The sequence below is a fragment of the uncultured Microbacterium sp. genome, assembly GCF_947632095.1.
Classification (GTDB): domain Bacteria; phylum Actinomycetota; class Actinomycetes; order Actinomycetales; family Microbacteriaceae; genus Microbacterium.
Genome location: NZ_CANROA010000023.1, coordinates 12,364 through 34,816 on the forward strand (window position 1 = coordinate 12,364; position 22,453 = coordinate 34,816).

Annotated in this window: 27 protein-coding genes and 1 tRNA gene; 14 read left to right on the forward strand and 14 right to left on the reverse strand. The window is 68.5% G+C overall.

Annotated features, from left to right (window positions below):
- The first annotated feature begins 48 nt into the window (after positions 1–48).
- On the forward strand, positions 49–1,665 hold the full coding sequence (locus Q0Z66_RS07655; protein WP_298039771.1) for a DHA2 family efflux MFS transporter permease subunit: 1,617 nt from the start codon (positions 49–51) through the stop codon (positions 1,663–1,665).
- Between the two features lie 3 nt (positions 1,666–1,668).
- Here the strand turns inward: Q0Z66_RS07655 and Q0Z66_RS07660 are convergent, their stop codons facing one another.
- The 4 genes from Q0Z66_RS07660 to Q0Z66_RS07675 are packed head-to-tail and all read right to left on the reverse strand — an operon-like array spanning position 1,669 to position 3,381.
- The gene (locus Q0Z66_RS07660; protein WP_298039776.1) at positions 1,669–1,941 is read right to left on the reverse strand and encodes a Rho termination factor N-terminal domain-containing protein; all 273 of its coding nucleotides are present in this window, start codon (positions 1,939–1,941) and stop codon (positions 1,669–1,671) included.
- Positions 1,942–1,943: 2 nt separating this feature from the next.
- A complete protein-coding gene (locus Q0Z66_RS07665) occupies positions 1,944–2,423 on the reverse strand; it encodes a CinA family protein (protein WP_298039782.1) in 480 nt (159 codons plus the stop codon).
- A gap of 7 nt (positions 2,424–2,430) precedes the next feature.
- Positions 2,431–2,844, reverse strand: a complete 414-nt coding sequence (locus tag Q0Z66_RS07670) for a CBS domain-containing protein (RefSeq protein ID WP_298039788.1) — start codon at positions 2,842–2,844, stop codon at positions 2,431–2,433.
- Positions 2,845–2,877: 33 nt separating this feature from the next.
- On the reverse strand, positions 2,878–3,381 hold the full coding sequence (locus tag Q0Z66_RS07675) for a hypothetical protein (RefSeq protein WP_298039791.1): 504 nt from the start codon (positions 3,379–3,381) through the stop codon (positions 2,878–2,880).
- A 150-nt stretch (positions 3,382–3,531) separates the two neighbouring features.
- On the opposite strand from Q0Z66_RS07675, the gene Q0Z66_RS07680 reads away from it, so the two are divergent.
- Positions 3,532–3,879, forward strand: coding sequence for an ATP-dependent DNA ligase (locus Q0Z66_RS07680; RefSeq protein WP_298039795.1), 348 nt, complete (start codon positions 3,532–3,534; stop codon positions 3,877–3,879).
- Here Q0Z66_RS07680 and Q0Z66_RS07685 read toward each other — a convergent pair.
- Together Q0Z66_RS07685 and Q0Z66_RS07690 are read right to left on the reverse strand one after the other, a co-directional pair.
- Positions 3,872–4,615 carry a 5'/3'-nucleotidase SurE gene (locus Q0Z66_RS07685; RefSeq protein ID WP_298039798.1) on the reverse strand — a complete coding sequence of 248 codons (744 nt, stop codon included), beginning with the start codon at positions 4,613–4,615 and terminating at the stop codon, positions 3,872–3,874. The genes Q0Z66_RS07680 and Q0Z66_RS07685 overlap by 8 nt on opposite strands.
- Entirely contained in the window at positions 4,612–5,616 is a 1,005-nt protein-coding gene (locus Q0Z66_RS07690; RefSeq protein ID WP_298039801.1) for a PfkB family carbohydrate kinase, read from the reverse strand. Before Q0Z66_RS07690 ends, Q0Z66_RS07685 begins: the two co-directional genes overlap by 4 nt.
- Before the next feature lie 226 nt (positions 5,617–5,842).
- Between Q0Z66_RS07690 and Q0Z66_RS07695 the strand changes: the two genes are divergently transcribed.
- The gene (locus Q0Z66_RS07695) at positions 5,843–6,724 is read left to right on the forward strand and encodes an SDR family oxidoreductase (RefSeq protein ID WP_298039804.1); all 882 of its coding nucleotides are present in this window, start codon (positions 5,843–5,845) and stop codon (positions 6,722–6,724) included.
- A 69-nt stretch (positions 6,725–6,793) separates the two neighbouring features.
- Complete coding sequence (locus Q0Z66_RS07700; protein ID WP_298039806.1) at positions 6,794–7,126, forward strand: DUF6804 family protein; 333 nt, start codon at positions 6,794–6,796, stop codon at positions 7,124–7,126.
- A gap of 6 nt (positions 7,127–7,132) precedes the next feature.
- Here the strand turns inward: Q0Z66_RS07700 and Q0Z66_RS07705 are convergent, their stop codons facing one another.
- From Q0Z66_RS07705 to Q0Z66_RS07720, 4 genes are read right to left on the reverse strand one after another with little or no spacing between them, the layout of a single operon-like run.
- A complete protein-coding gene (locus tag Q0Z66_RS07705; protein ID WP_298039808.1) occupies positions 7,133–7,789 on the reverse strand; it encodes a response regulator transcription factor in 657 nt (218 codons plus the stop codon).
- Positions 7,782–9,059 carry a histidine kinase gene (locus Q0Z66_RS07710; RefSeq protein WP_298039810.1) on the reverse strand — a complete coding sequence of 426 codons (1,278 nt, stop codon included), beginning with the start codon at positions 9,057–9,059 and terminating at the stop codon, positions 7,782–7,784. The genes Q0Z66_RS07705 and Q0Z66_RS07710 overlap by 8 nt, the downstream gene beginning before the upstream one ends.
- Positions 9,060–9,069: 10 nt before the next feature.
- Entirely contained in the window at positions 9,070–9,882 is an 813-nt protein-coding gene (locus Q0Z66_RS07715) for an ABC transporter permease (RefSeq protein ID WP_298039813.1), read from the reverse strand.
- Positions 9,879–10,829 (reverse strand): ABC transporter ATP-binding protein, encoded by a 951-nt coding sequence (locus tag Q0Z66_RS07720; RefSeq protein WP_298039816.1) that lies wholly within the window; start codon positions 10,827–10,829, stop codon positions 9,879–9,881. Before Q0Z66_RS07720 ends, Q0Z66_RS07715 begins: the two co-directional genes overlap by 4 nt.
- 153 nt (positions 10,830–10,982) lie before the next feature.
- Here Q0Z66_RS07720 and Q0Z66_RS07725 point away from each other — a divergent pair, with 153 nt between their 5' ends.
- The 7 genes from Q0Z66_RS07725 (at position 10,983) to Q0Z66_RS07755 (ending at position 15,779) form a co-directional block, all read left to right on the forward strand.
- Positions 10,983–11,159, forward strand: coding sequence for a hypothetical protein (locus tag Q0Z66_RS07725; RefSeq protein ID WP_298039818.1), 177 nt, complete (start codon positions 10,983–10,985; stop codon positions 11,157–11,159).
- Between the two features lie 49 nt (positions 11,160–11,208).
- A complete protein-coding gene (locus tag Q0Z66_RS07730; RefSeq protein WP_298039819.1) occupies positions 11,209–12,501 on the forward strand; it encodes a SufS family cysteine desulfurase in 1,293 nt (430 codons plus the stop codon).
- Complete coding sequence (gene sufU / locus Q0Z66_RS07735) at positions 12,498–12,938, forward strand: Fe-S cluster assembly sulfur transfer protein SufU (protein WP_298039821.1); 441 nt, start codon at positions 12,498–12,500, stop codon at positions 12,936–12,938. The genes Q0Z66_RS07730 and sufU overlap by 4 nt, the downstream gene beginning before the upstream one ends.
- 78 nt (positions 12,939–13,016) lie before the next feature.
- Entirely contained in the window at positions 13,017–13,892 is an 876-nt protein-coding gene (locus Q0Z66_RS07740) for a sulfurtransferase (RefSeq protein ID WP_298039824.1), read from the forward strand.
- Positions 13,893–13,994: 102 nt separating this feature from the next.
- On the forward strand, positions 13,995–14,627 hold the full coding sequence (locus tag Q0Z66_RS07745) for a GntR family transcriptional regulator (RefSeq protein WP_298039827.1): 633 nt from the start codon (positions 13,995–13,997) through the stop codon (positions 14,625–14,627).
- A 37-nt stretch (positions 14,628–14,664) separates the two neighbouring features.
- Positions 14,665–14,910: a hypothetical protein gene (locus Q0Z66_RS07750; RefSeq protein ID WP_298039829.1), complete on the forward strand. Its 246-nt coding sequence runs from the start codon at positions 14,665–14,667 to the stop codon at positions 14,908–14,910.
- Positions 14,907–15,779, forward strand: a complete 873-nt coding sequence (locus tag Q0Z66_RS07755; RefSeq protein WP_298039832.1) for a hypothetical protein — start codon at positions 14,907–14,909, stop codon at positions 15,777–15,779. The genes Q0Z66_RS07750 and Q0Z66_RS07755 overlap by 4 nt, the downstream gene beginning before the upstream one ends.
- Positions 15,780–15,792: 13 nt before the next feature.
- On the opposite strand, the gene Q0Z66_RS07760 is transcribed toward Q0Z66_RS07755, so the two are convergent.
- Complete coding sequence (locus tag Q0Z66_RS07760) at positions 15,793–16,626, reverse strand: SDR family NAD(P)-dependent oxidoreductase (RefSeq protein WP_298039835.1); 834 nt, start codon at positions 16,624–16,626, stop codon at positions 15,793–15,795.
- Between the two features lie 130 nt (positions 16,627–16,756).
- Between Q0Z66_RS07760 and Q0Z66_RS07765 the strand changes: the two genes are divergently transcribed.
- Positions 16,757–17,320 (forward strand): asparagine synthase, encoded by a 564-nt coding sequence (locus Q0Z66_RS07765; RefSeq protein WP_298039837.1) that lies wholly within the window; start codon positions 16,757–16,759, stop codon positions 17,318–17,320.
- Between the two features lie 75 nt (positions 17,321–17,395).
- Positions 17,396–17,468: transfer RNA gene (locus Q0Z66_RS07770), tRNA-Arg, on the forward strand.
- 133 nt (positions 17,469–17,601) lie between these two features.
- On the opposite strand, the gene Q0Z66_RS07775 is transcribed toward Q0Z66_RS07770, so the two are convergent.
- Both Q0Z66_RS07775 and Q0Z66_RS07780 read right to left on the reverse strand, forming a co-directional pair.
- A complete protein-coding gene (locus Q0Z66_RS07775) occupies positions 17,602–19,464 on the reverse strand; it encodes an RICIN domain-containing protein (protein ID WP_298039840.1) in 1,863 nt (620 codons plus the stop codon).
- 44 nt (positions 19,465–19,508) lie between these two features.
- On the reverse strand, positions 19,509–20,687 hold the full coding sequence (locus Q0Z66_RS07780) for an ROK family transcriptional regulator (protein ID WP_298039842.1): 1,179 nt from the start codon (positions 20,685–20,687) through the stop codon (positions 19,509–19,511).
- 103 nt (positions 20,688–20,790) lie between these two features.
- Here Q0Z66_RS07780 and Q0Z66_RS07785 point away from each other — a divergent pair, with 103 nt between their 5' ends.
- Positions 20,791–22,281 carry an L-serine ammonia-lyase, iron-sulfur-dependent, subunit alpha gene (locus Q0Z66_RS07785; protein ID WP_298039845.1) on the forward strand — a complete coding sequence of 497 codons (1,491 nt, stop codon included), beginning with the start codon at positions 20,791–20,793 and terminating at the stop codon, positions 22,279–22,281.
- Positions 22,282–22,291: 10 nt separating this feature from the next.
- On the opposite strand, the gene Q0Z66_RS07790 is transcribed toward Q0Z66_RS07785, so the two are convergent.
- The coding region (locus tag Q0Z66_RS07790) for an ATP-dependent helicase C-terminal domain-containing protein (RefSeq protein WP_298039850.1) at positions 22,292–22,453 on the reverse strand (162 nt) is incomplete at its 5' end.

The following is a 22,453-nucleotide window of genomic DNA, read 5'->3' on the forward strand; positions in this document are numbered from 1 at the left end:
CACCACGAGGGTTTGCTAGCCGGGCTAGATAAGTCCTAAGCTAAGTTAATGACCGATTCTCGTCGTCGCTGGCTCTCCCTCGTCTTCATCAGCGTTGCCGTGTCGTTGATCATCGTCGATTCGACGATCGTCAACGTCGCGGTTCCGTCGATCGTCGAGGAGCTCGACGTCTCATCCACGCAGGTCCAGTGGATCCAAGAGTCGTACACGCTCGTCTTCGCTTCGCTCCTGCTGTTCTTCGGCACCCTGGCGGATCGCGTCGGCCGGCGGCGGCTTCTCCTCGTCGGCGTCGTCCTCTTCGCGCTGTCTTCGGTGTTCGCGGCCATCGCGTCGACCACCGGCATCCTGATCCTCGCGCGACTGGTGCAGGGGATCGGCGGCGCGATGATCCTGCCGACGACGCTCTCGATCATCAACGCGACCTTCCAGGGGCGTGAGCGGAGCATCGCCTTCGCCGTTTGGGGATCGACGATCGGCGGAATGGCCGCGGTCGGGCCGCTGCTGGGCGGGTGGCTGACGACCGCGTTCTCCTGGCGCGGGGCGTTCGGGATCAACATCCCCTTCGGGATCCTCATCATCATCGGTGTGCTGCTGACCGTGCGCGGCACGCAGGAGAAGAGCACTCGCAGCCTGGATGGCATCGGCGCGGTGATCTCCGTCGTCCTGTTCGCAACGCTCGTGTTCGGCCTGATCGAGGGGCGCACCCTCGGCTGGTGGACGACTGACGGCACCGTCGCATTCGGGTCCTTCACCTGGCCGTGGGCGCTGTCGCCCGTGCCGGTGGCATTCGCTGTGACCGTGATGGCGCTCATCGCCTTCATCCTCTGGGGTCGGCACCGCATTCGCGCCGGCAAGGCAGCGCTGCTGGAGTTCTCGCTGTTCGGGATCGCGAGCTTCCGCAACGGCAACCTCGTGGCCCTCGTCGTCTCGCTCGGCGAGTTCGGCATCATCCTGTCGCTGCCGCTCTACCTGCAGTTCGTGCTCGGCTTCGATGCGCTTCAGACCGGGCTCGTCCTGCTCGCGCTGGCCGTCGGATCATTCTTCGCCAGCGGGATCGCCGCGGCGCTGGGCAACAAGGTCTCGGCGGTCTGGATCGTGCGAACCGGGCTGATCGCCGAGATCGTGGGAATCGCCGTCGCGGCGTTCGTCATCCGCCCCGACGGCGGTTGGGGCTGGCTGCTCCCCGCGCTCTTCGTCTACGGATTCGGCGTGGGCCTCGCCACGGCGCAGCTGACCGGAGTGGTGCTGCAGGACGTGCCGGTGCGGCTGTCGGGCCAGGGCTCCGGAGCCCAGTCGACGTCGCGTCAGGTCGGCTCCGCGCTGGGCATCGCGATCCTCGGAACAGTGCTCTACACCTCGACGGCCGGCCTCCTCGCCTCGTCTCTCGACGATCGCGGGATCACCGGTGAGGCGAACGACAAGATCGTCAGCGCGGTGATCGACAGCTCGGGAGCCGCGATCGCCGGGCTTGCGGATTCCCCGCAGACGGCTGACGCCGCGGATGCCGCGAAGCAGGCGTTCACCGACGGCACGCGAAATGCGGCCCTGACGGCGGCCGGCTTCCTCACTCTCGGACTGTTCGCGACGGGTTCGCTCGGCCGGGGACGCGGCTCGGATGCTGATGAGCCGAAGTCGTCGGAGAGCGGTGCGGTCGCGCGCGGCTGAGGCTCAGTGCTCCCGCAGCATGCGGATCAGGTCGGCCTTGCGCTTGCCGGAGTAGCCCGTGAGGCCGAGCTCCTTGGCTCGGGCTTGGAGCTCCTGCACCGTCCGCTCCTCGTAGTCGCCCGCCTCACCGCCGCGGCGGCCCACCGCGGAACGGCCCTTCTTCGTGCCGCCGGTCGCATTCGAGATGCGGGCGGCCTTCTCCTTCGAAGCGCCGTCCTCGCGCAGCGATTCGTAGAGCTCAGGGTCCTTCAATCGAGAGTTCTGCGTGCGGGGCATGGTCACTCCTTCATCGTGGGGCGGATGGCGAAATCTTCTGCGCGCTCGATGAGCAGCCGTATGGCGGCTTCGATGGCGACGTTCAGGACGTGCTCCGGCGACCCGTCGACCGTGAGCAGCTCGTCCCCGTGAGCGCCTTCGACGCCCCAGCCCAGGTAGACGGTTCCGGGGCGGTGCCCGTTCTCGGCGTCAGGGCCGCCGATGCCCGTGGTCGAGACGCAGATGTCTGCGCCGAAGAGTTCCCGGCCGCCCGCGGCGAGTTGCGCGGCGCACGCGGCCGAGCAGGGGTCGGTGCCGGCCGTCACCCCGAGCAGGTGAACCTTCACATCGGTCATGTAGGCGACGATCCCGCCGGCGAACCAGCGGGCGGCATCATCTCCGGCGCCCACCGCGTGCGCGAGGCCACCGGAGGTCAGCGATTCGACGACCGCGATGCGCAGATCGTGCTCGCGGGCGAGTCGGCCCAGACGTTCGACACTCATCAAACTCCTATCGTGAGATCTGTTCGACCGTGACACCGGTCTGTTCTGCGGATAGCGCCCGTGCGACGTCGGCCTGGCTGAGGATTCCGACGAGCTTCCCGTCTTCGAGGACCGGTAGCCGCCGTACCTGATGCTCGCGCATCTTCTCCAGCGCAATGGTGACGTCATCGGTGGTGCGCACCGTGACCGGGGGGCCTTTGGCCAGTACCCGGGTCGGCGTCGTCTCCGGGTCCAGGCCGAGGGCGACGGCATCCACCACGATGTCCCGGTCGGTGACCATGCCCATGAGACTGCGGTCCTCGCCGAAAATCGGCAGAGCCCCGACGTCGAGATCCGACATGACGGATGCGGCGATGCTCAACGAATCGTTCTCGCCGATGCACCGCGGCGTCGGCGTCATGATGTCGCGTGCTGTGGTCATGGTCTCGTCCCCTCCGTCTCCGTGGGACGGCGCTCAGCCGTCCTTGACCTCGTAGCCGCGTTGCGCATCGTCGCTCTCGCCGCTGCCGTAGTCCGGGCGCTCGGGCTGCGGCGGCTGGTCCGAGAACTCTCCTCCGACGCGTCCGCCATAAGGCCGGCCGTGGTCGGCGAACTCCTCGCGGCTGTACACGAGCGTCCAGTCGCCGGCGGTGAACCGTGCCCCGGTGCGCAGGATCTCGGATCTTCCGCTCGCGCCCGTCTCCGCGGCATCCGGGTTCGCGTTCATCTCTCCGTGACCGTGCAGGGTCAGCACGTACTCGTCGCGGTCGTCATGAACGACATCGGCGTGCACCGGATCGGTGTCGGCCAGCTGCAGCTCGTTTCCGTCCGCCGACCCGATGCGCACGGCATCCGCGACCAGATCGAAGACGAAGCGCTCCCCATCACGGGAGACCAGGAGGCGCGGATTCCCGGCGCCCCACTCCGCATGCGTGGTGGTGGGTGCATTGCTTCCATCAGAAGAAGTCTGTTCAGTCATGATCATCGCCTTCCTTGTGATCGTGTTCGCGACAATACGTTCTCGATCTCGCACGTTTCAGGGGGTTGACATAGCGGGGAGGGGCTACGCTACGAGCGGGGAACACCGTTGGATGCACAGGCCGTACCTGTGCGAAGTAGGAAGTGCACCATGGGAAAGTTCGTCTATGAGGGTGGCGTCAAGGTCGAGATCGAAGACCGGGCGCTGACCCACCTGCAACTCGTGATCAGCGCGAAGCTGCGCCGAGGCGAGCCGTTCGCGTTCAGCTGGCGCGAGGACGCCAGCGTGGGCGGAGGACGCACCACCGTCTGGGTCCACCCGGGCAGTTCGATCGTCTACAAGTACTACGGTGGCCGCCAGCCGTCGATCAACCGGGCCTGGGTTGATGCGCTCGCCTTCACCGCGAATGCTCCGACCGGCCTCTATCTCGTTCCGGAGCCGCCGGAGGCGGGCGAGCACCCGGCCCCCGGAGAGGGGACGACTCCGCCTCTCAGCTGAGGGCGCGGCCGATCGGGCGCTGCGTCACCGAGTCGATGCCGGTGACGGTGACCCACCCCTCGGCGAGGTGGGCAGCGTCGCTGTCGTCGACCGCGATGTTCGGCAGCTCCTCGACGGCCAGGCGGACGAAGCGGTCCTCCTTCTCAGCCACGGCCATCTGGACGATTCCGAAAGGCGCGAGGGATGCCTCGCGGATCCCGCGATGGTCCGCACGGTTCGGGACGTTGACGTTCCACGACGTCCCGCGCTCGACGGATAGGAGCTCGGGCACGAGCCGGAGAGCGGCAACGGCCGCGGTCGGCCAAGCGAAGGTCTCGGGGTTCATGCCGACATCGAGGGAGACGGCCATCGCCCAGGCGCCGTTGAGTGCGCCGGTGAGAGCTGCGCCGACGGTGCCCGAGTGCAGGATGGCGCGTCCGACATTGGCGCCGTGGTTGATGCCGGAGAGCACGAGATCGGGGGCTTCGCCGAAGGCTCCGCGCGCAGCGATCATCGCGATGAGGCCCGGCCCGCCGTGCACCGCGAACGCGGGGACATCGAGCTCGCCGAGCGTGCGGCGGTCGACGGCGATGCGCCCGTCGGTCTCCACCGCCATGATCGACGCGCTCGAACCGCTGGACTGCTCAGCGGGAGCCGCGACGGTGACGTCGTACCCCGCACGGGTCGCGGCATCCGCCAGTGCCAGAAGCCCCGGAGCGTCGATGCCATCGTCGTTCGTGATCAGCACACGGGTCATGACTGCTCCTCCGGGGTGATGAGAGCGGCGAGGCCATCGGGACTGACGCGCCCCTCCCGTTCCGGCGGGGCGGTCTGATCGCCGGCGAGGTCGCGCACGCTCACCTTCTGCCGCAGCGACTCGATCAGCTCGGCGTCACCGGTGCCGAGCCCATGGCGGGTGACATTGAGCGCTCCGGCCGCGGCGCCGAGCGTCATCGCCTCGTCGAGGCTTTCACCGCGCGAGAGCGCGGCGATGACGCCGGCCGTCAACGAATCCCCGGCGCCGCGGGACTCGTTCTCCTCGAACGGCGGCGGGGTGATCTCCCGGACGCCGTCGGCATCCGCCAGCAGCAGCGGTTCCGACGCCCGGGTCACGATCACCGCTCCCGCTCCATCCGCGCGCAGCTGCTGCATGGCCGCGATGATCTGCGGGACGGTCTCCTCCGAGACGAGTCCGTCTGCGACCAATTCCTCATGGCTGACTTTCAGGACGTCCACCTGCCCATCGACGACGGCGCGCAGCCGTTCACCGGCGAGATCCGCGATCACCGTCAGCCCCGCTGCGCGCAGATCGATCGTGAGACGACGATAGAAATCGGCAGGGATGCTGTCATCGCCGGCCGGTCCGCTGAGGACCGCGATCCGCGAATGCTCGCTGCACCGCAGCATCGCGCTGTAGAGGTCGTCGAGGTCGTGCCGGCCGATCGGGTCGCCTTCCTCCTCGTCCACCACGATGCGGCGACCGCCTCGACGATCGTGCACATAGGCGGATCCGCGCCCCTCACGTGTCAGCGCCTGCACGGTGACGTCCTCGTCTTCGAGGAGATGCCGCAGCGTCCGCCCCACCTCGCCGGTGAGCAGGCAGCACATCGTCACGGGGATGCCCAGTCGGCGCAGCATCCGCGCCTGCCATACGCCCTGCCCACCCGCGTGGTTATGGATCTCGGACCCCTGCGGATGGTCCTCTACGGTGACGGTCAGCGTCGGAGAGGGGGCCAGAATCGTGACGTTCTGCATCATCGCTCCTTTCGAACGGTCCGCTCACACTGTCAGCGTCACGACGGCGGAGCGCGGGCGTTGACAGCGGTCGAACCGGAGACTAGGGGCGGAGACAAGCGCCCCCTGTCTGCGGGTGCGCGCGACTACCGCAACCCACGACGGCGTCAAGCCCCTTGGCCGTGGCTGGCGCGCAGAAGAGAGTCGAGCCATCACGAACTCTTCCGATCGAGAACAGAGGGATGCTTCGATGGCCGACATCACGGATCCGCGCGACGCGCACCACGCAGGGGAGTTTCCCGGGCAAGAACAGGATCAGCCCGGACAGACCTCTCGCACCCGCCCCGAGCCCGACCACGGCGAGGGCACGTACCGCGGAAGCGGGCGCCTCGCTGGGCGGCGGGCACTCATCACGGGAGGGGACTCCGGTATCGGCCGGGCCGTCGCGATCGCATACGCTCGGGAAGGCGCCGACGTCGCCATCGCGCACATGCCCGAAGAGCAGGGCGATGCGGATGATACGCTCGCGCTCGTGCGCGACGCCGGTCGCACCGGCGTCAGCCTCGCCGGCGACCTCCGTCATGAGGATTTCGCCACCCGGGTCATCGGCGAGACCCGCGAAGCCCTCGGCGGCCTCGATATCCTCGTTCTGAACGCCGGCTACCAGCACGACGTCGAGGGCCTCGAGAACCTGCGCACCGACCAGATGCGGCGCGTATTCCAGACCAACCTCGAGGGCCTGCTCTTCTCCGCGCGCGCCGCCGTGCCGCACCTCGAACCGGGCGCGAGCATCATCGTCACGGCATCCATCCAGTCGTTCAACCCGTCGCCCGACCTCATCGACTACGCGATGACGAAGGCGGCTCAGGTCGCCTTCGTGAAGGCGCTCGCCGAAGAATTGGGGCCGCGCGGCATCCGCGTCAACGCGGTCGCTCCCGGCCCGATCTGGACGCCCCTCATCCCGGGCACCGGCTGGGACGAGGAGCGCGTGCGCACCTTCGGCGGCGACACTCCGCTCGGCCGCGCCGGACAGCCCGCCGAGCTCGCGGGCGCCTACGTCTATCTCGCCTCCGATGAATCGTCGTACACATCGGCGGCCGTGCTGCCGGTGACGGGAGGGAAGCCGCTCTGAGCTTCTCATCGTCCCGTTGCTGACTTTCGGGGCGCTCGCGTGCACCCGGGGTGGGGGAGGATGGAGGGCATGACCTCCTCCACCCCGCAGTTTCAGCGCAACGCTCTCGCGCCCGGTCTGCTCGCCGCGATCGCGCTGTTCCTCTCGCCGCTGTTCGTCGAGGGGACCGTCGCGACCGTGATCCTGTTCCTCGTGGCGATCTTCGCGCTGATCGTGGCCTGGTACGCGTGGCAGGCGAAGCAGTGGTGGTGGACGATCGTGTTCCTTGCGATCGCGGTGCTGTGGAACCCGGTGTACCCGTTCGGTTTCAGCGGCGTGTGGTGGACCGTCGCGACCATCGTCGCCGCTCTGGCGTTCATCAGCGCGGCGGCTCTCGTGAAGAACGAGCGCCAGACCCCGTAAATCAACTCAGCGCACGAGCCCGAGGCGGTGCGCGATGATGACGGCCTGGATGCGGTCACGCGCGCCGAGTTTGGTGAGCACCCGCCCGACGTGCGTCTTCACGGTCGATTCGCCGAGGAACAGCTTCTGAGCGATCTCGGCGTTCGTGAGGCCCTCGCCGATGGCGAGGAACACGTCGCGTTCGCGATCCGTGAGGGATGCCGTCGGGTCGTTCCCGGGCGCCGTGCCGCGCGTTTGCGGGCCGAGGTGCTCGAGGAAGCGTCGTGTCACCCGCGGTGACAGGACCGCATCGCCGCGGTGCACGGCGCGCACCGCGGAGACGAGCTCATGGCGGCCGGCGTCTTTGAGGAGGAACCCGCCGGCTCCGGCGGCGATCGCACCGAACGCGTACTCGTCGAGGTCGAAGGTCGTCAGCACGAGCACCCGGCTGTCCGGGAAACGGGCGGTGATCGTCTCGGTCGCGGCGATGCCGTCGACACCCGGCATGCGCACATCCATCAGCACCACGTCGGGATGCAGCTCCGCCGTCGCGGCGATGGCCTGGGCCCCATCACTCGCATCGCCGACCACGACGATGTCGGGTTCGGATTCGAGCACGAGACGGAAACCGACCCGGATCAGCTCCTGATCGTCGACGAGCAGCACACGGATCGCGTCAGTCATTCGGTTCCTCTCCGGCGGCTGGCAATTCGGCGCGCAGCAGCCAGCGCGCTGTGCCGGTCGGGGCCGAGACGAGTTCGCCGCCGACGTGCGCAGCCCGCTCCTGGAGGCCTCGGATGCCGAAACCCGCACCGACGGTGGCCGTGCGCGCGCCGTCGTTCTCGACTTCGATCGTCACGGCATCCTCTCCGTAGGAGATGCGCACGGCGATCATCGTCGCGCCGCGGCTGTGGCGCATGGCGTTGGTCATGCCCTCCTGCACGATGCGGCCGATCGCGAAGCGGGCCGCCGGGGGAAGAACGGCGGTGCCGGTCGTCGTCAGCGTCGCCGGGTATCCGGCCCGCTGCGCTTCGCGCACCGTATGCTCGGGGTCAACCGGTTCTCCGGGGGCGAGAGGGGCGTCGGCATCGCCGTCGCGCAGCACCCCGAGCATGCCGCGCATCTCCTTCAGCGCACTGCGTGCGGTCGCCGCCGCGGCGGTGGAGGCATCCCGTGCCCGCTGACGGTCCTCGGTCGCGGCGGCGCCCTCGCTGAGAGCCACGACGACCGTGAGGGAGTGCGAGACGATGTCGTGCATCTCGCGGGCGATGCGGGCGCGTTCGGATGCCGCGGCGATCTGAGACTGCTGATCGCGCTCGAAGAGCAGCTGGCGGGAGCGGTCGATGATCGCCTCGACGTAACGCTTGCGGCCGCCGACGTTGGCGCCGATGAGCGTGCCGATGAGGGCGGTGACGACGAATCCGGCGAAGGTGAACGACAGGTCGTCGAAGGTGGGGCTGCGCGCGAACCACACGATGAGGCAGATCGCGGCATAGGCACCCGTGCCGATGCCGAACAGGGTCCAGGCGGCGCGGGTCGACCGGTATACCGCGACCCCGTAGGCCGCGACGATCAGCACGAGGCCGCTGGAGGGCGAGTACAGCAGGAGCGAGACGTAGGACAGCGCATAGGCGGCGAGGAGGAGCGCGACCGGCCACCGGCGGCGGCGCAGCACGAGAAGGCAGGCGGCGATTGCGAGCATGAGCACGACCGCCGCGACGGGCGGCCGCATCGGTTCATCGCTGAGCAGGCCCTCGTTCAGGGACCCGGCGTCGCCGATGAATATGTTCAGGCCGCTCGTGGTGATCGGGGAGAACAGCAGGCACATCAGCATGATCAGCACGTCGGCGAGTAGCGGATGCCGCGCCCAGAATCGCCGGATCAGACCGGGGGTGCGCGGAAGCCGCAGCTCCTCGTCCGCCGAGGCGGGGGAGGAGCTGCGGCTGTCGATCACGTGGTCGACTTTACGCGTCACGGGTGCGCAGGACCGCCCACGCTCCGAGCGCGGTCGCAGCGACCCACGCGGCGAGCGTGCCCCAGGCCTCCGCTGCCTCCACGGGGGCGCCGGGCTCGGTGATGATCGCATACTGGGCGGCGGCCAGAGGCAGGTGGTCGGCGACCCAACCGATCCACTCCCAGTCGCTGCTCACGCCGGCGAAGATGCTCGCGACGATCGGCAGCACGAACAGCAGCCCGACGGCCGCGGCGATCGCCCCGGCCCCCGAGCGGATCATGAAGCCGAAGGCGAGGCCGATGAGTGCGAAGACCGCCATCGATGCGGACGCGGTGAGGATCGGCATCCAGGTGCCGTCGATGCGCCAGTCGATCGCGTCATCCCCGCTGAAGAACGGGGCGACGAGCACCGCGGCAACTGCGAAGATCACCAGCGAGGCGATGAAGAGGAACGCGGCGACGACCACGGCCTTCGCCGCGAGCACTGCGCCGCGGCGCGGCTGAGCGGCGAACGTCGAACGGATCATCCCCGTGGCGTACTCGCCGGTCACGGCGATCGCCCCGAGGATGCCGGCCAGCAGCATCGTGAACTGGAACGGGATGACGACGGCGTTGATCGCCGGGAATCCCGGAGCGTTCTGGAACGCGGCGGCCATCAGCAGTGCGATCCCGAAGGTCAGCACGGCGGTCAGGCCGATCGACCACCAGGTCGAGCGCAGCGTGCTGAGCTTGATCCATTCGCTGCGCAGCAGACGCGGGAACGTCACCCGGTACGACGCCGCGACGTGGGACGCGCGGCGCGGGGCGGTGTCGAGAGCGGTCATGATGCGGTCTCCTGAAGAACGGGGGCGGGCGCGGCATCCGGCACGATGGCGCTGCGGTATTCAACGGCGTCACCGGTGAGGGCGAGGTACGCGTCCTCGAGCGAACCGGTCGTCGGGGTCAGCTCATGCAGCGGGATGCGACGGTCTGCGGCGACATCGCCGATGCGGGAAGCGGGGACGCCGATGATCTCGAGGGTCTCCGGGCCCGTCGACGTGATCGCGATCTCGGGCCCGGCGAGGGCCGCGACGAGATCCGAGGCGCGCGGCGTCTGCACGTGCACGGTCGAGCGGGTCCACGAACGGACCAGCTCGGCGATCGAGGCATCCGCCAGCACGCGTCCGCGGCCCATGACGATCACATGATCGGCGGTCTGAGCCATCTCGCTCATCAGGTGGCTGGAGAGCAGCACGGTGCGCCCCTCGGAAGCCGCATGCCGCACGAACTGGCGCACCCACATGACGCCCTCGGGATCAAGCCCGTTCACGGGCTCGTCGAGGATGAGGGTGTGCGGGTCGCCGAGCAGCGCCGAGGCGATGCCGAGTCGCTGGCCCATGCCGAGCGAGAACTTTCCGGCTCGCTTGCGGGCCACGGATCCGATTCCGGCGAGCTCGATGACCTCATCGACGCGGGAGGAGGGGATGCCGTGGGTCGCGGCCATGGCGCGCAGGTGGTTGCGGGCGCTGCGGCCGGTGTGCACGGCCTTCGCATCGAGCAGCACGCCCACCTCGGTCAGCGGGGAGCGCAGGCCGCGGTACTCGACACCGTTGATGGTCGCCCGGCCGGAGGTGGGGCGGTCGAGGCCGACGAGCATGCGCATCGTCGTGGACTTGCCGGCGCCGTTCGGACCGAGGAAACCGGTGACGCTGCCGGGGCGGATCGTGAACGACACATCCTCGACGGCGGTCTTGTCTCCGAACCTCTTCGTGAGGCCTTCTGCTGTGATCATGTCATCGACGTTACGGAGGATGCGCGCTCTCCCGCGTCCTCCTGAAGTACCGCGAGGGTCATCCTCGAGGCTGATTCCGGATGCCGGACAACAAGCATGCAGGAAAAATCAAGGGGCATCACGAGAACCGGCAACGGGCGTAACCTCGCGGACATGGATGATCATCGACCCGACCCCGCCGAAGAACGCCGCCCCGAGAACGCCGCCGATGACACGATCGACGATGCGCCCCTCGGCGGCGACGATACGACCGAAGACCAGCTCGAGGCGGACAACGCCGTCGAGAAGGACACGCTGAAGACCCTCGACCCCGACGCCCCGCCCGCCTGACCTCAACCGCGCACAGCCACGGCATCGCCGCAGGTGAGAAGCTTGAGGGATGACCGCTCTGTCCGCTGACGCCGCTTTGACGGATGCCGAGATCCTCCGCATCCGCGCGGACTTCCCGATTCTGCGTTCCGAGGTGAACGGGCATCCGCTCGTCTATCTCGACTCGGGCGCGACCGCGCAGCGACCTCAGCAGGTGCTCGACGTCGAACGCGACTTCCTCACGACGTGGAACTCCGCCGTGCACCGCGGCGCGCACACGCTCGCCGCCGAGGCGACCCTCGCATTCGAGGACGCCCGTGCGACGGTCGCCTCCTTCATCGGCGCCGACGAGGAGGAGCTCGTCTGGACCTCGAACGCGACCGAGGCGATCAACCTCGTCGCGTACTCGATCTCGAACGCCTCCGCCGGTCGCGGGGGCGCAGCTGCCGAATGCCTGCGGATCGGTCCCGGTGACGAGATCGTCACCACCGAGATGGAGCACCACGCCAACCTCATCCCCTGGCAGGAGCTCGCCGCCCGCACCGGCGCGACCCTGCGCGTGATCCCGCTCGACGACGATGGCGCCCTCCGCCTCGACGAGGCCCCGGTCACCGAGCGCACCCGTATCGTCGCCGTCACCCACGCCTCGAATGTGCTCGGCGTCGTCAACCCGATCGCCGAGATCGTGGCGGCAGCCCGTGCCGTCGGCGCGCTCGTTCTGCTCGACGCCTGCCAGTCGGCACCGCACCTTCCCCTCGACGTGAAGGCGCTCGATGTCGACTTCGCCGTCCTGTCGGGACACAAGATGCTCGGCCCCACCGGCATCGGCGCCCTCTACGGGCGACGTGAGCTGCTCGAGGCCATGCCGCCGTTCCTCACCGGCGGGTCGATGATCACCACGGTCACCACCACCGAGGCCGAATACCTGGCGCCTCCGCAGCGGTTCGAGGCCGGTACGCAGCGGGTATCGCAGGCGATCGCGCTCGCCGCAGCCGTCGACTACCTGAACGCCGTCGGCATGGACCGCATCGCCGCGCACGAAGCCGAGCTCGGGGCGCGCCTGACCGAAGGGCTCGCTGCGATCGCCGGCGTCCGCGTGCTCGGAGCAGGCATCGACCTGCCTCGGCTCGGGCTCGCGAGCATCGACATCCCCGGCATCCACGCCCACGACATCGGCCAGTTCCTCGACGACCGCGGCATCGCGGCGCGCGTCGGGCACCACTGCGCCCAGCCGCTGCACCGCCGCCTCGGTGTCACAGCATCCACGCGCGCCAGCACGTATCTGTATTCGACGGCCGACGAGGTCGACGCGTTCCTCGACGGCGTGCGCGCCACCATCGACTTCTTCGGAGCACGAGCATGACTTCCAGCGATCTGCAGGCCCTCTACCAGGAGATCATTCTCGACCACTCCCGCACCCCTCACGGCTTCGGGCTGCGGGAGGAGATCGCGGCCCAGTCGCATCAGCTGAATCCGACCTGCGGCGACGAGATCACCCTGCAGGTGCATGTCGCAGACGGTCTCGTCGAGGCGATCGCCTGGGAGGGCCACGGCTGCGCGATCTCGCAGGCGTCCGCCTCGCTGTTCGCCGACCTCGTGGAGGGAAAGTCGACCGAAGAGGTGCAGCGCCTCATCGACGTCTTCCGTGAGGCTCTGCGCTCGCGCGGCAAGATCGAGCTCGATGAGGAGGAGTTCGGCGACGCCGCCGTGCTCGACAGCGTCTCGCGGTACATCGCGCGCGTGAAGTGCGCCATGCTCGGTTGGGTCGCCGCCGAGGACGCCATGCGCAAGCACGCCTGATTTCGCCAGATTTCATCGCGTGACGCGATGTTTCGTGCGTGGATGACGCATGAGCCCCGACGCCCGGATGCTGGGGGCATGAGCCATCTCGTCAGCGTCGCGCAGCTGCTGCACCTGCAGCGCACAGCCGAGCGCGGCGAGGGGGCTGCAGTGCGGCTGCTGGATGTGCGGTGGCGGTTGGACCTGCCCGAGGGGCGTCCGGATTATGTGCGAGCGCATCTGCCCGGCGCGGTCTACGTCGACCTCGAGCGCGAGCTGGCTCGCCGCGCTGACCCCCGTGATGGTTCGCATCCGTTGCCGACGCGTGCGGATCTGCAACGGTCGGCGCGCTCGTGGGGGATCAGTGCGGGAGATATCGTCGTCGCCTACGACGACAATCGTGGCGTCCCCGCGGCGCGGTTGTGGTGGCTGCTGCGCGGGGGCGGCATCGATGTACGGGTGCTCGATGGAGGAATCCGGGCCTGGGCGGCAGAACTGCTCCCGCTCGAGAGCGGAGATGCCCGATCGGCTCCCGGCGATGTCGTTCTCCTCGGAGAGGGTGACCGCATCGGTGCTCTGAGGATCGAGGACGTCGACGGCTTCGTCGATCGCGGCGTGCTCCTGGACGTCCGCACCCCCGAGCAGTACAGCGGTGCTCAGGTCTCGACCGGGACGGTCGGCGGGCACATCCCCGGCGCGGTGAACCTGCCCGCGATGGCCGCGGTCGCCGCCGACGGACGTCTGCACCGTCCCGAGGTGCTGCGGCGCATCTTCTCGACCGCGGGCATCCGTGACGGCGTCCCCGTCGCCGTCTATTGCAGCTCCGGCGTGGCCGCCATGCACACGGCGCTCGCGCTGGAGCACGCCGGGTATCCCGCCCGGGTCTACGCGGGCTCCTGGAGCCAGTGGGTCAACACGCGTGGCCGGGCCGTCGCGACGGGTGCGCTGCCGGCGGCGCGGTTGACGCGTGCATGATGCGAGAAGATCTCCTTCTCGGAGAAGTCCTGGTGAAAACCGCAGGTGAGTGCGAGAATGTCGCGATGGGGGGGGAAATCTGGGGAGCTGGAGTCTGCGCGCGTGACGCGGCTTCTGCGGGACGACATCGTGCTCGGTCGAAGAAAACCGGGCGCGCGTCTCGTGGAACGTGAGATCGCCGCAGAACTCGATGTCTCCCGGCTGCCGGTTCGCGAGGCCATCCGCGCCTTGATCTCCGAGGGGATCGTCGTGGGGCGACCGCGCACCTGGGCCGTCGTGCGCGAGTTCTCGGTCTCCGATGTGCGGGATTTCTCCGAGGTCCGGGCGGCGGTCGAATCGCTGCTTTTCGTGCTCGCGACCGAGCGTCACGATGAGCGGCAGCTCGCCGAATTGCTTCTCCTGGTCGAGGAGGAAGAAGAGGCGGCGCGCAACAGTGAGACCGAGCGTGCGCAGAGACTCAGCGGAGCCTTCCACGAGCAGATCGCGGTCATGGCCGGGAACGATCTGCTCATGGAACTCATCAGTCTGTTCTCGACGCGGCTCAAGTGGGTGTTCGGAACCACGGAGGATGCCCCCTCGATGGCCGCCGACCACCGCCAGCTCTACGAAGCGATGGCGGTGCGCGACATCGGCCGCGTCGAGGGGCTGGTGGCCGAGCACCTGGTGATCGGTGAAGAGCGTGCGCGACGCCTGTTCGAGGGGCCCGGATCGATGACGGAGACGCCGACCGGATAGATTGGAGGGCCGGGGGCGATCCGGATCTGGGGATGACATGCGGGTACTTGCACTGGGACTCGGCGCCCTTCTGGTGCTCGGCGGGAGTGTCGCGGTCGTGCTCGCCGACCAGCAGCGCGAGCTCGCCGTCGAACAGGCGCGGGACGAAGTCCAACGGCTGCAGTCTGAGCGCGATGCTGAGCGTGCGGCGAACCTGACCCGCACCGAGCGGCTCGCCGATCTGCGCGTGGCGATCGCCGCGCAGGAAGATCAGCTGGCCGATACGACAGGGTTCCTCGAATGAATCTTCGCCGGTCGGTCACCGTGGCCCTGGCGGTCGTCGCGGTCTGCGCCGTGTCGCTCGTCGACAAGGCGGTGCATCTGGAGCGCGAATACGCCGAGGTGATGGCGCAGGCCGTTCACGAGGACGAGCAGCGCATCAACGAAGTCGATCGTGGCATTCGATTGGACGCTCTCATCGAGACCGCGGAGGCCGATGAGGCTGATCGTGCCGGGGTTCTCGCAGTGCGGTCGGACTTCGTGACAGCGGTCGGCGAGCTGCGCACCGCGCTCGACAGCGGTGAGGGCAAGATCGATTCGGGAACGCACCGTGCGGCTGCTCTCGCCGCCCAGGAGCAGGTTCTCTCCGAACGGGAGGACCCGGATGTCGTGACCGGCGCCGCAGCGACGGTGCGGGCACTGACGAAGAAGGTCAACGCCGATGTCGCCGCTCACGATGCCGCTCGGGTTCCCGCGGGCGTCTCCTCTCCGCCGCGTGCCGGCACGAGCGGCGCCGCGGGCTATGCGCGGGTCCGGGCCGCTCTCGACCGCGTCGGCGGGGGCGGTGTCGGACTCTACGAGTCGTCGTCGTGCGCGGGCGGTCAGGCGGCTGCCTGCGCGAACAGCGATGGATACATCAAGTACCGTGCGGACATCGCCTCCTGGGGCGATGCACGGTTGAACTGGGCGATGGCGCATGAATTGGCGCACATCTATCAGTTCCGCGTCTGGGGTGCCATGAGCTCATCGCCGTCATACGGGTCGCTGTTCGGCGGTGACCCGGAGTTCCTCGCGAACTGCATGGCGGTCGTGCGCGGGTATCCCGGATCGGTCGGGTGCAACGAGAGCCAGCAGGTGTGGGCATCCGGCATCTGGGTGGGTGTCGTCCGCTGATGGCCGCGGATGCTCAGGCCGGGGTGGTCGTATCTGTCGCCTGACGCAGAGTGCTGCGCATCGCGGTCCAGTATCCGGTCGGGGCGATGCGGGTCACGAGGTCGATCAGGCGCGCCTCGGTGCCCACCAGTGTGCGCTTGCGACGTCGCGCGGTCGCGCGGATGATCGCCGCGGCGGCGTCCGCGGGGTCGGTGCTGTAGAGCGCTGCCTGGGCTGATGCGGCGCGCGCGGCAACGGCCGGGTCGATCGTCGCGGCGTAGCGGCCGTGCAGAATGATTCCGGTACGGACTCCGGCGGGGAATACGGTCCCGACCGTGACGGTGGTGTCTTCGAGCTCGTGCCGGAGCGCGTCGGAGAACGCCCGAACGGCGAACTTCGTCATCGAATAGGGGATGCGCCCGCCCGGGGCGGCGAGACCGTAGACGCTGGCGAGATGGGTGACGTGCGCGCCGGGTGCGCGCCGCAGTGCGGGAAGCAGGTGCTTCGTCACCGAGACGGTGCCCCACAGGTTCGAGTCCATGAGCCAGCGCATCTCTTCCATCGTGAGCTGCTCGAGCGTTCCCAGCATGGATGACCCGGCGCACGTGACGAGGGCGTTGATGCTCGGGTGGGCGTCGATCACGTCTGCAATGGTGCGTTCGACGGCCTCGTCGTCACTGACGTCGACGACGTGCGTGGTGACGATGCCGGGCAGATCAGCGGCGACCGCAGCCAAGCCCGGACCATTGCGGTCGAGGAGTGCGACGTGCGCACCGGCGGCGGAGAGCTGTCGGGCGACTTCCGCGCCCATGCCGCTGGCGGCGCCGGTGATCACCGTCGTGTTCCCGGCCAGGGTCAGCCGTTTCATGCGTCCTCCTCGAGCGCGTTTCGGGTGCGCACCGTGAGCTCGATCGCAGGGGCGACCTGCTTCTTGCCCCCTATTGTGACGGAGACCGGCGCAGATCGGTAGCGGTACGATTCATCAGGAGGAGGTACGGGTGGGACGAACTGCGGATGCCATCGCCGAAGGCGTCGCCATCGCGACGGCTGCGGCACGGTTGACGGTCAAGAACCAGATCCTTGTCGGCACGATCGCCCAGGGTGGCGTGTTCGATGCCGCCCAGTACCTCGATGATGCCCGTGCTGCTTTGCTGGCGATGGCCGATGAGTCGGAGCAGGCGGCGGTGATGGTGAAGGATCTGCGTCGACGTGCGCGCGGTCGCCATTCCGACCCTGCGGGCACGCACGACTACCGTGACCGTGACGTTCGGAATCTGCGTCGCCGTGCCAAGCAGTCCGCCGGTGTCGCCGACAAGCTCCGCGCCATGGTCGAGAGTCCCGAGCAACTCGGTGCCCTCGTCGAAGGGGCGCGCGAGGCGGCCTGGCATGATGTGCGCAGCAACCTGGATCGTCGTCTGCACGTCGAGGGGATGCGTCCTGACGAGGATCCCGACTACGCCGTGATGCGCGAAGCACGCATGCAGGCGCTGCGTCTGGTCGACCTGCAGGCCCTCTCATCCGAGCAGCGGGCGAGGAAGAAACGCGCGGGAAACACGGCTTAGGGTCTCGGTTCGCGTTCAGGGCAGGGGTCATGTATTCTTTTCTAGGCCCACCCCGCAGGGGAAAGCCAAGAAAATGCGCCCGTAGCTCAATGGATAGAGCATCTGACTACGGATCAGAAGGTTAGGGGTTCGAGTCCCTTCGGGCGCACACTGTGTTGAGACAGTATTGACCCCCGTCGCGAAAGTGGCGGGGGTTTCGTCTTGTCCACGCGCGGATGCCGGGAGTGCCCCGCTCCATCGTTCGGATGGAGCGGGGCACTCCGCTTTCTGCGCGGGTCGGGTCAGCCCGCCGGCGTCAGTGTGAGCACCTGCGAGCTCGCCGGACGCGGGTCCGAGGCGCCGGCCGCCGGCTCCCACTGGCGGATGGGCGCCATGGCCGCCTGCTTTTCCGCGTCGGGCTGCAGACTCAGCGCCAGGTTCGAGAATCGGTTCACCAGGCGGTACTCGCCGGTGCCGACCGACGTGCCGGTTTCCTCATCGAGAGCCACGATCTCCTGGAAAGACCACTGCTGTGCGGTGAGGTCGTCGCCCGAGGTGGCGACGGGGTACAGGCTCAGACCCGCGCCCCAGGCGCGAGCGCCGTCGACAGAGCCATAGGCGCTCAGCGCCTTCCCACTGGCGGCGTTGGTGATGGTGAAGAAGCCGTCATCCGTGCTGGTGAACTTCCACGCGGAGGATGCCGCGCCCGCGGCGGCGGCGCCCGCCTCGGCACCGTCCTGCACGAGCACCTCATCGGTGCCGTTCGAGATCGTGTACGCAGCATCCGTGTCGACGGGAGCCGTCGGCAGCGACGTGGCGGACGCCGGCTCGATCGTCGTCTCGACGTACTCGTTCCAGTACGTCGAGCACTCGAACGTGCAGTACGTGCGGAAGGTCTTGCCGAGGATCGTCGAGCTGGTCAGGTTGCCCGAATCGACGAGCCAGCGGTACCAGGAGCCGTTGAGATTCGTGTCGACGGCGCCCAGGTCCACCCACTGCTGGGTCGCGAGGTCGGTCGTGCCGTAGTAATGCTGGGGCGTCTTCGTGCCGGTGTCCTGGGCGACGTTGTTCTGCGGAGTCCCGATGTACATGCCGAGGTACGCGCTCCACGAGATGTTCATCACGGCGAGGGGCGAGTCATCCGGCAGGACTCCTGCGGCAACCTGCTCCGGCTGAGATCCAAGCTCGGCGGGGTCGTAGTCGTCTTCCGGGGCGGTGTAGCCGGTGCCGCCGTCATCAGCCGGGATGATGTTGCTCTCCTGGCCGCCGACGCCCGGTTCCGACCATGCCCCGTCATACCACTTGCTCCACGACGACGGTGCCATCTTCTCGGAGATCGGTGCGCGGGCGACGTGCTGCAGCCAGGACTGGCCGCCCTCGACGCCGGGCTTCGCGATGGTGCGCGAGGCGTAGTACACGTAGAAGTACCCGGAGGCGTTGTCGACGAACAGGCGCGGATCGCCGTCGCCGTAGTTGTAGATGGCGCCGGGGAAGGCCGAGGTGTCATCGCGCTCGGTGCTGAACGGCGAGGTGATGATCTGGTTGAGGATCGTCCATGTCGCCCCCTGATCGCGGGAGACGGCGTAGTCGATGGCGTCGTAGTGCATGCCGTCGCCGAACGGCTGCGGCGTGAACTCGTTGTGCACGAGGCCGTACCAGTCGCCGGAATCGGGGTCGACCCAGACTCCGGTGAGGTCGCAGTAGTTCGGGTGCGCGTACGTGGAGGTGTCCGGTGCGGACGTGGCGGTGCGGCCGGTCGGACTGTTGTTGCAGCGGGTCGTGGTGTCGGCGTTCGAGTCGCTCGGGTCGGCCGGGTTCACGGCGTCGCTGATCGGGTGGCGGGTCAGGTCGTCGAAGTCGCTGCCCGAGTAGAAGTTCCATACGCGTGCGTCATCGGCGCCGTAGTGCGCGGCTGCGTTCTGCACGTAGAACGTGCCGTCCTTGTCGATGAACGGCAGCGTGGGGGTGTCGTTGCCGTAGGTGTTCGGCTGCGCTGCGGCACCCGTCAGGACGTACCCGGATTCTGCGGCGGGGGCGATGTCATCGGCGACAGCGGACCCGAGCGGACCGCAGAACGCGATCGCGGCGGCGGACGCTGCGCCGATCGCGACCCATTTGGCCAGTCGTCTGCTTCCTCCGGTCATGGGCGATGTTCCTTCCTTCATGGGGGCGATGTTCCTTCCGATTCGTGGGTACTGCTGACTCGGCATCAGGCGATGCCGAGGGTCTTGGAGAGCACGAGTGCGGTGGCGCCGGTGAGGGCGGCTTCATGGCCGCTGCCGGCATAGCGCATCGAGACGTCGTGGCTGACGGAGTCGAGGTTGCGGCTGCGGATGCCGTCGATGGCCGCGCGCAGGAATTCGCCCTCGACGAGGTCGGCGGGTCCGCACACCACGACCTCGTCGAGATCGAGGGCGCTGACGATGGGCGCGAGGATGAGACCGAGCGCTCCGCCGGCGCTGCGGAGTTCTTGGGCGCGGCGTTCGGTGCCGGTGGCCTCCAGGCGGGAGCGCAGCTGAGGGGCGGACGCGATCGCATCGAGGCATCCGCGTCGTCCGCACAGGCAGGCGGGACCGTCCGGATCGACCGTGACATGACCGAACTCGCCTGCCGCGTACTGGCTGCCCTGGAAGAGCATTCCGTCGAGGATGAATCCTGCGCCGACGCCATGCTCGATCGTGACGGCCATGAGGCTGCGCCGTGCGGACTCGACGGGAGCGCCGTAGGCGTGCACTCCGAGGGCGATGGTCTGCGAGTCGTTGCTTGCGTAGGTCGGGATGCCGGTCGCGGCGGTGAGTCGGTCGGACAGGGCGACGTCGTGCCAGCCGAGGCGCACACCCATGCGCACGTAGCCGTCTCCGCTGACGATGCCGGGCACGGCGATTCCGGTGGCGAGCGTCTGTGCGGCGCCGGATCGCAGTCGCATGATCAGCGTCTGAACGATCTCGATCGCACGCTCTCCGGTCGCGCCGTTCCAGGGAAATTCCGCCGTGTCGAGCAGGCGGCCGCGGAGGTCTGTGCGTGCGCCCAGCGCGTGGGTGGGGGAGGAGAGGTCGAGGGCGATGACGTTCAGTTCATCGTCACGAATCGCGACTCGGATGCCCTTCTTCCCCGCTCGGGCCGGTTGCTGCGCGGGCGGTGCCGCCTCGTCTTCCGGCGCGAGTTCGCGGACGATCCCGTCCTCGAGCAACTGGCCGATGACCTTCGAGACGGTGGGGCGGGTCAGGCCGGAGATGCGGGCGAGATCGGCGCGGCTGAGGGCACCGCGGGTGAAGAGCTCCTGCAGTAGCAGCGACCGGTTGGCGCGGCGGCTGTCCTGCGGACGGGATTTCCCCGGCACGCGCAGAAACCCGCCGCGGGCATCTGCGGGACCGGTCGTGCGCGTCATGGGGGACTCCGTGCTTCGTTGCTGGTCCATTTGTAACTGATGTTTACAATCAGGGCAAGGGTGAAATCGACCGCGTGCTCCGGAACGGACGTAGCCTGGAAGTGTGACTGCGTACGTCTCGGCCTTCGACTTCTTCTCCATCGGAGTGGGGCCGTCGAGCTCGCACACGGTCGGTCCGATGCGCGCCGCGCGGGACTTCGTCGGGCGGCTGACGGCGGGCGGAGCGCTTCATCGGGTGGCTCGGGTCACCGGAATTCTCTACGGTTCGCTGGGCGCGACCGGAATCGGGCACGGAACGCCGGATGCCGTCGTCGCGGGCCTGTGCGGACTCTCGCCCGAGACGTGCGAGCCCGATGATGTGCGTTCGGCCTGGACGGACTTCCCCGCGGGGGATGGGCTGCTGCTCGACGGCGCGCACGAGATCGCCTTCGAGAAGACCGACATCGTGTTCGAGTCGCGCACACGGCTGCCGGGGCATCCGAATGCCATGACCCTCATCGCGACGGATGGTGCGGGTGAGACGGTGAGCGAGGAGACCTACTACTCGGTGGGCGGCGGGTTCATCCGCCGGGAGGGCGAGGACGCGGCCGTCGAGACCGCGGCCATGCCGTTCGACTATGCGGATGCTGCAGAGCTGCTGGACCTGTGCGATGAGCACGGTCTCATGATCGCCGATGTCGCCCGGAACAACGAGATGGCGTTGCGCTCCGAGCAGGAGATCGCCGCCGGTCTCGACCGCATCTGGGATGCTATGGCCGCCTGCGTCGATGCCGGTCTGCACGCCGAGGGCGTGCTGCCGGGAATGCTGCGGGTAAAACGTCGGGCGGGGGCCATCCGCGAACAGCTCGAAGAGTCGGAATCGAGTGGGGCACGGGAGATGCCCGGCGAATGGCTGGGGGCGTTCGCGCTCGCCGTCAATGAGGAGAACGCCGCCGGGGGCCGCGTGGTCACAGCTCCCACCAACGGGGCGGCGGGAATCCTGCCGGCCGTCGCGATGTACTGGTGGCGCTTCCTCGCCGGCGCTGGACTCGGCTCAGGAAACGCCGTCACACCGCACGGGGAGCTGGTCGGCAGTGCGCTGTTCGGGTTCGGGAGTTCCCCGGCCGAGGCGGCGCAGGAAGCGGACGAAGCCGATATCACCGAGGCGAATCGCCGCCGCGGCATCCGGCGCTTCCTCCTCACCGCGACCGCCCTCGGTTCGCTCTTCAAGGCCAACGCATCGATCTCCGGCGCCGAGGGCGGCTGCCAGGCCGAGGTCGGCTCGGCGTGCGCCATGGCCGCGGGCGGATTGACCGCCGTGATGGGCGGCACGAACCGGCAGATCGAGAACGCCGCCGAGATCGCCATGGAGCACCACCTCGGGCTCACCTGCGACCCGATCGGGGGTCTCGTGCAGATCCCCTGCATCGAACGCAATGCGATCGCGGCATCCACCGCCGTCACCGCCGCACGCCTCGCGCTGCGCGGCGATGGGGAGCACTATGTGTCGCTCGACGCGGTCGTCGAGACCATGCGCCAGACGGGCCTGGACATGTCGACGAAGTACAAGGAGACGAGCGAGGGCGGCCTCGCCGTCAACGTCATCGAATGCTGAGGCGCCCGGCTCAGGCGAGTCCTGCCCGCTTCTTCGTGTGCCGGGTGGGGACGGCATCCCACGGGTCCTCCGGCCAGGGATGCTTCGGATACCGTCCGCGCATCTCGGCGCGCACCTGCGCATAGGGGCCCGACCAGAACGAGGCGAGGTCGTCGGTGACGGCCAGCGGATG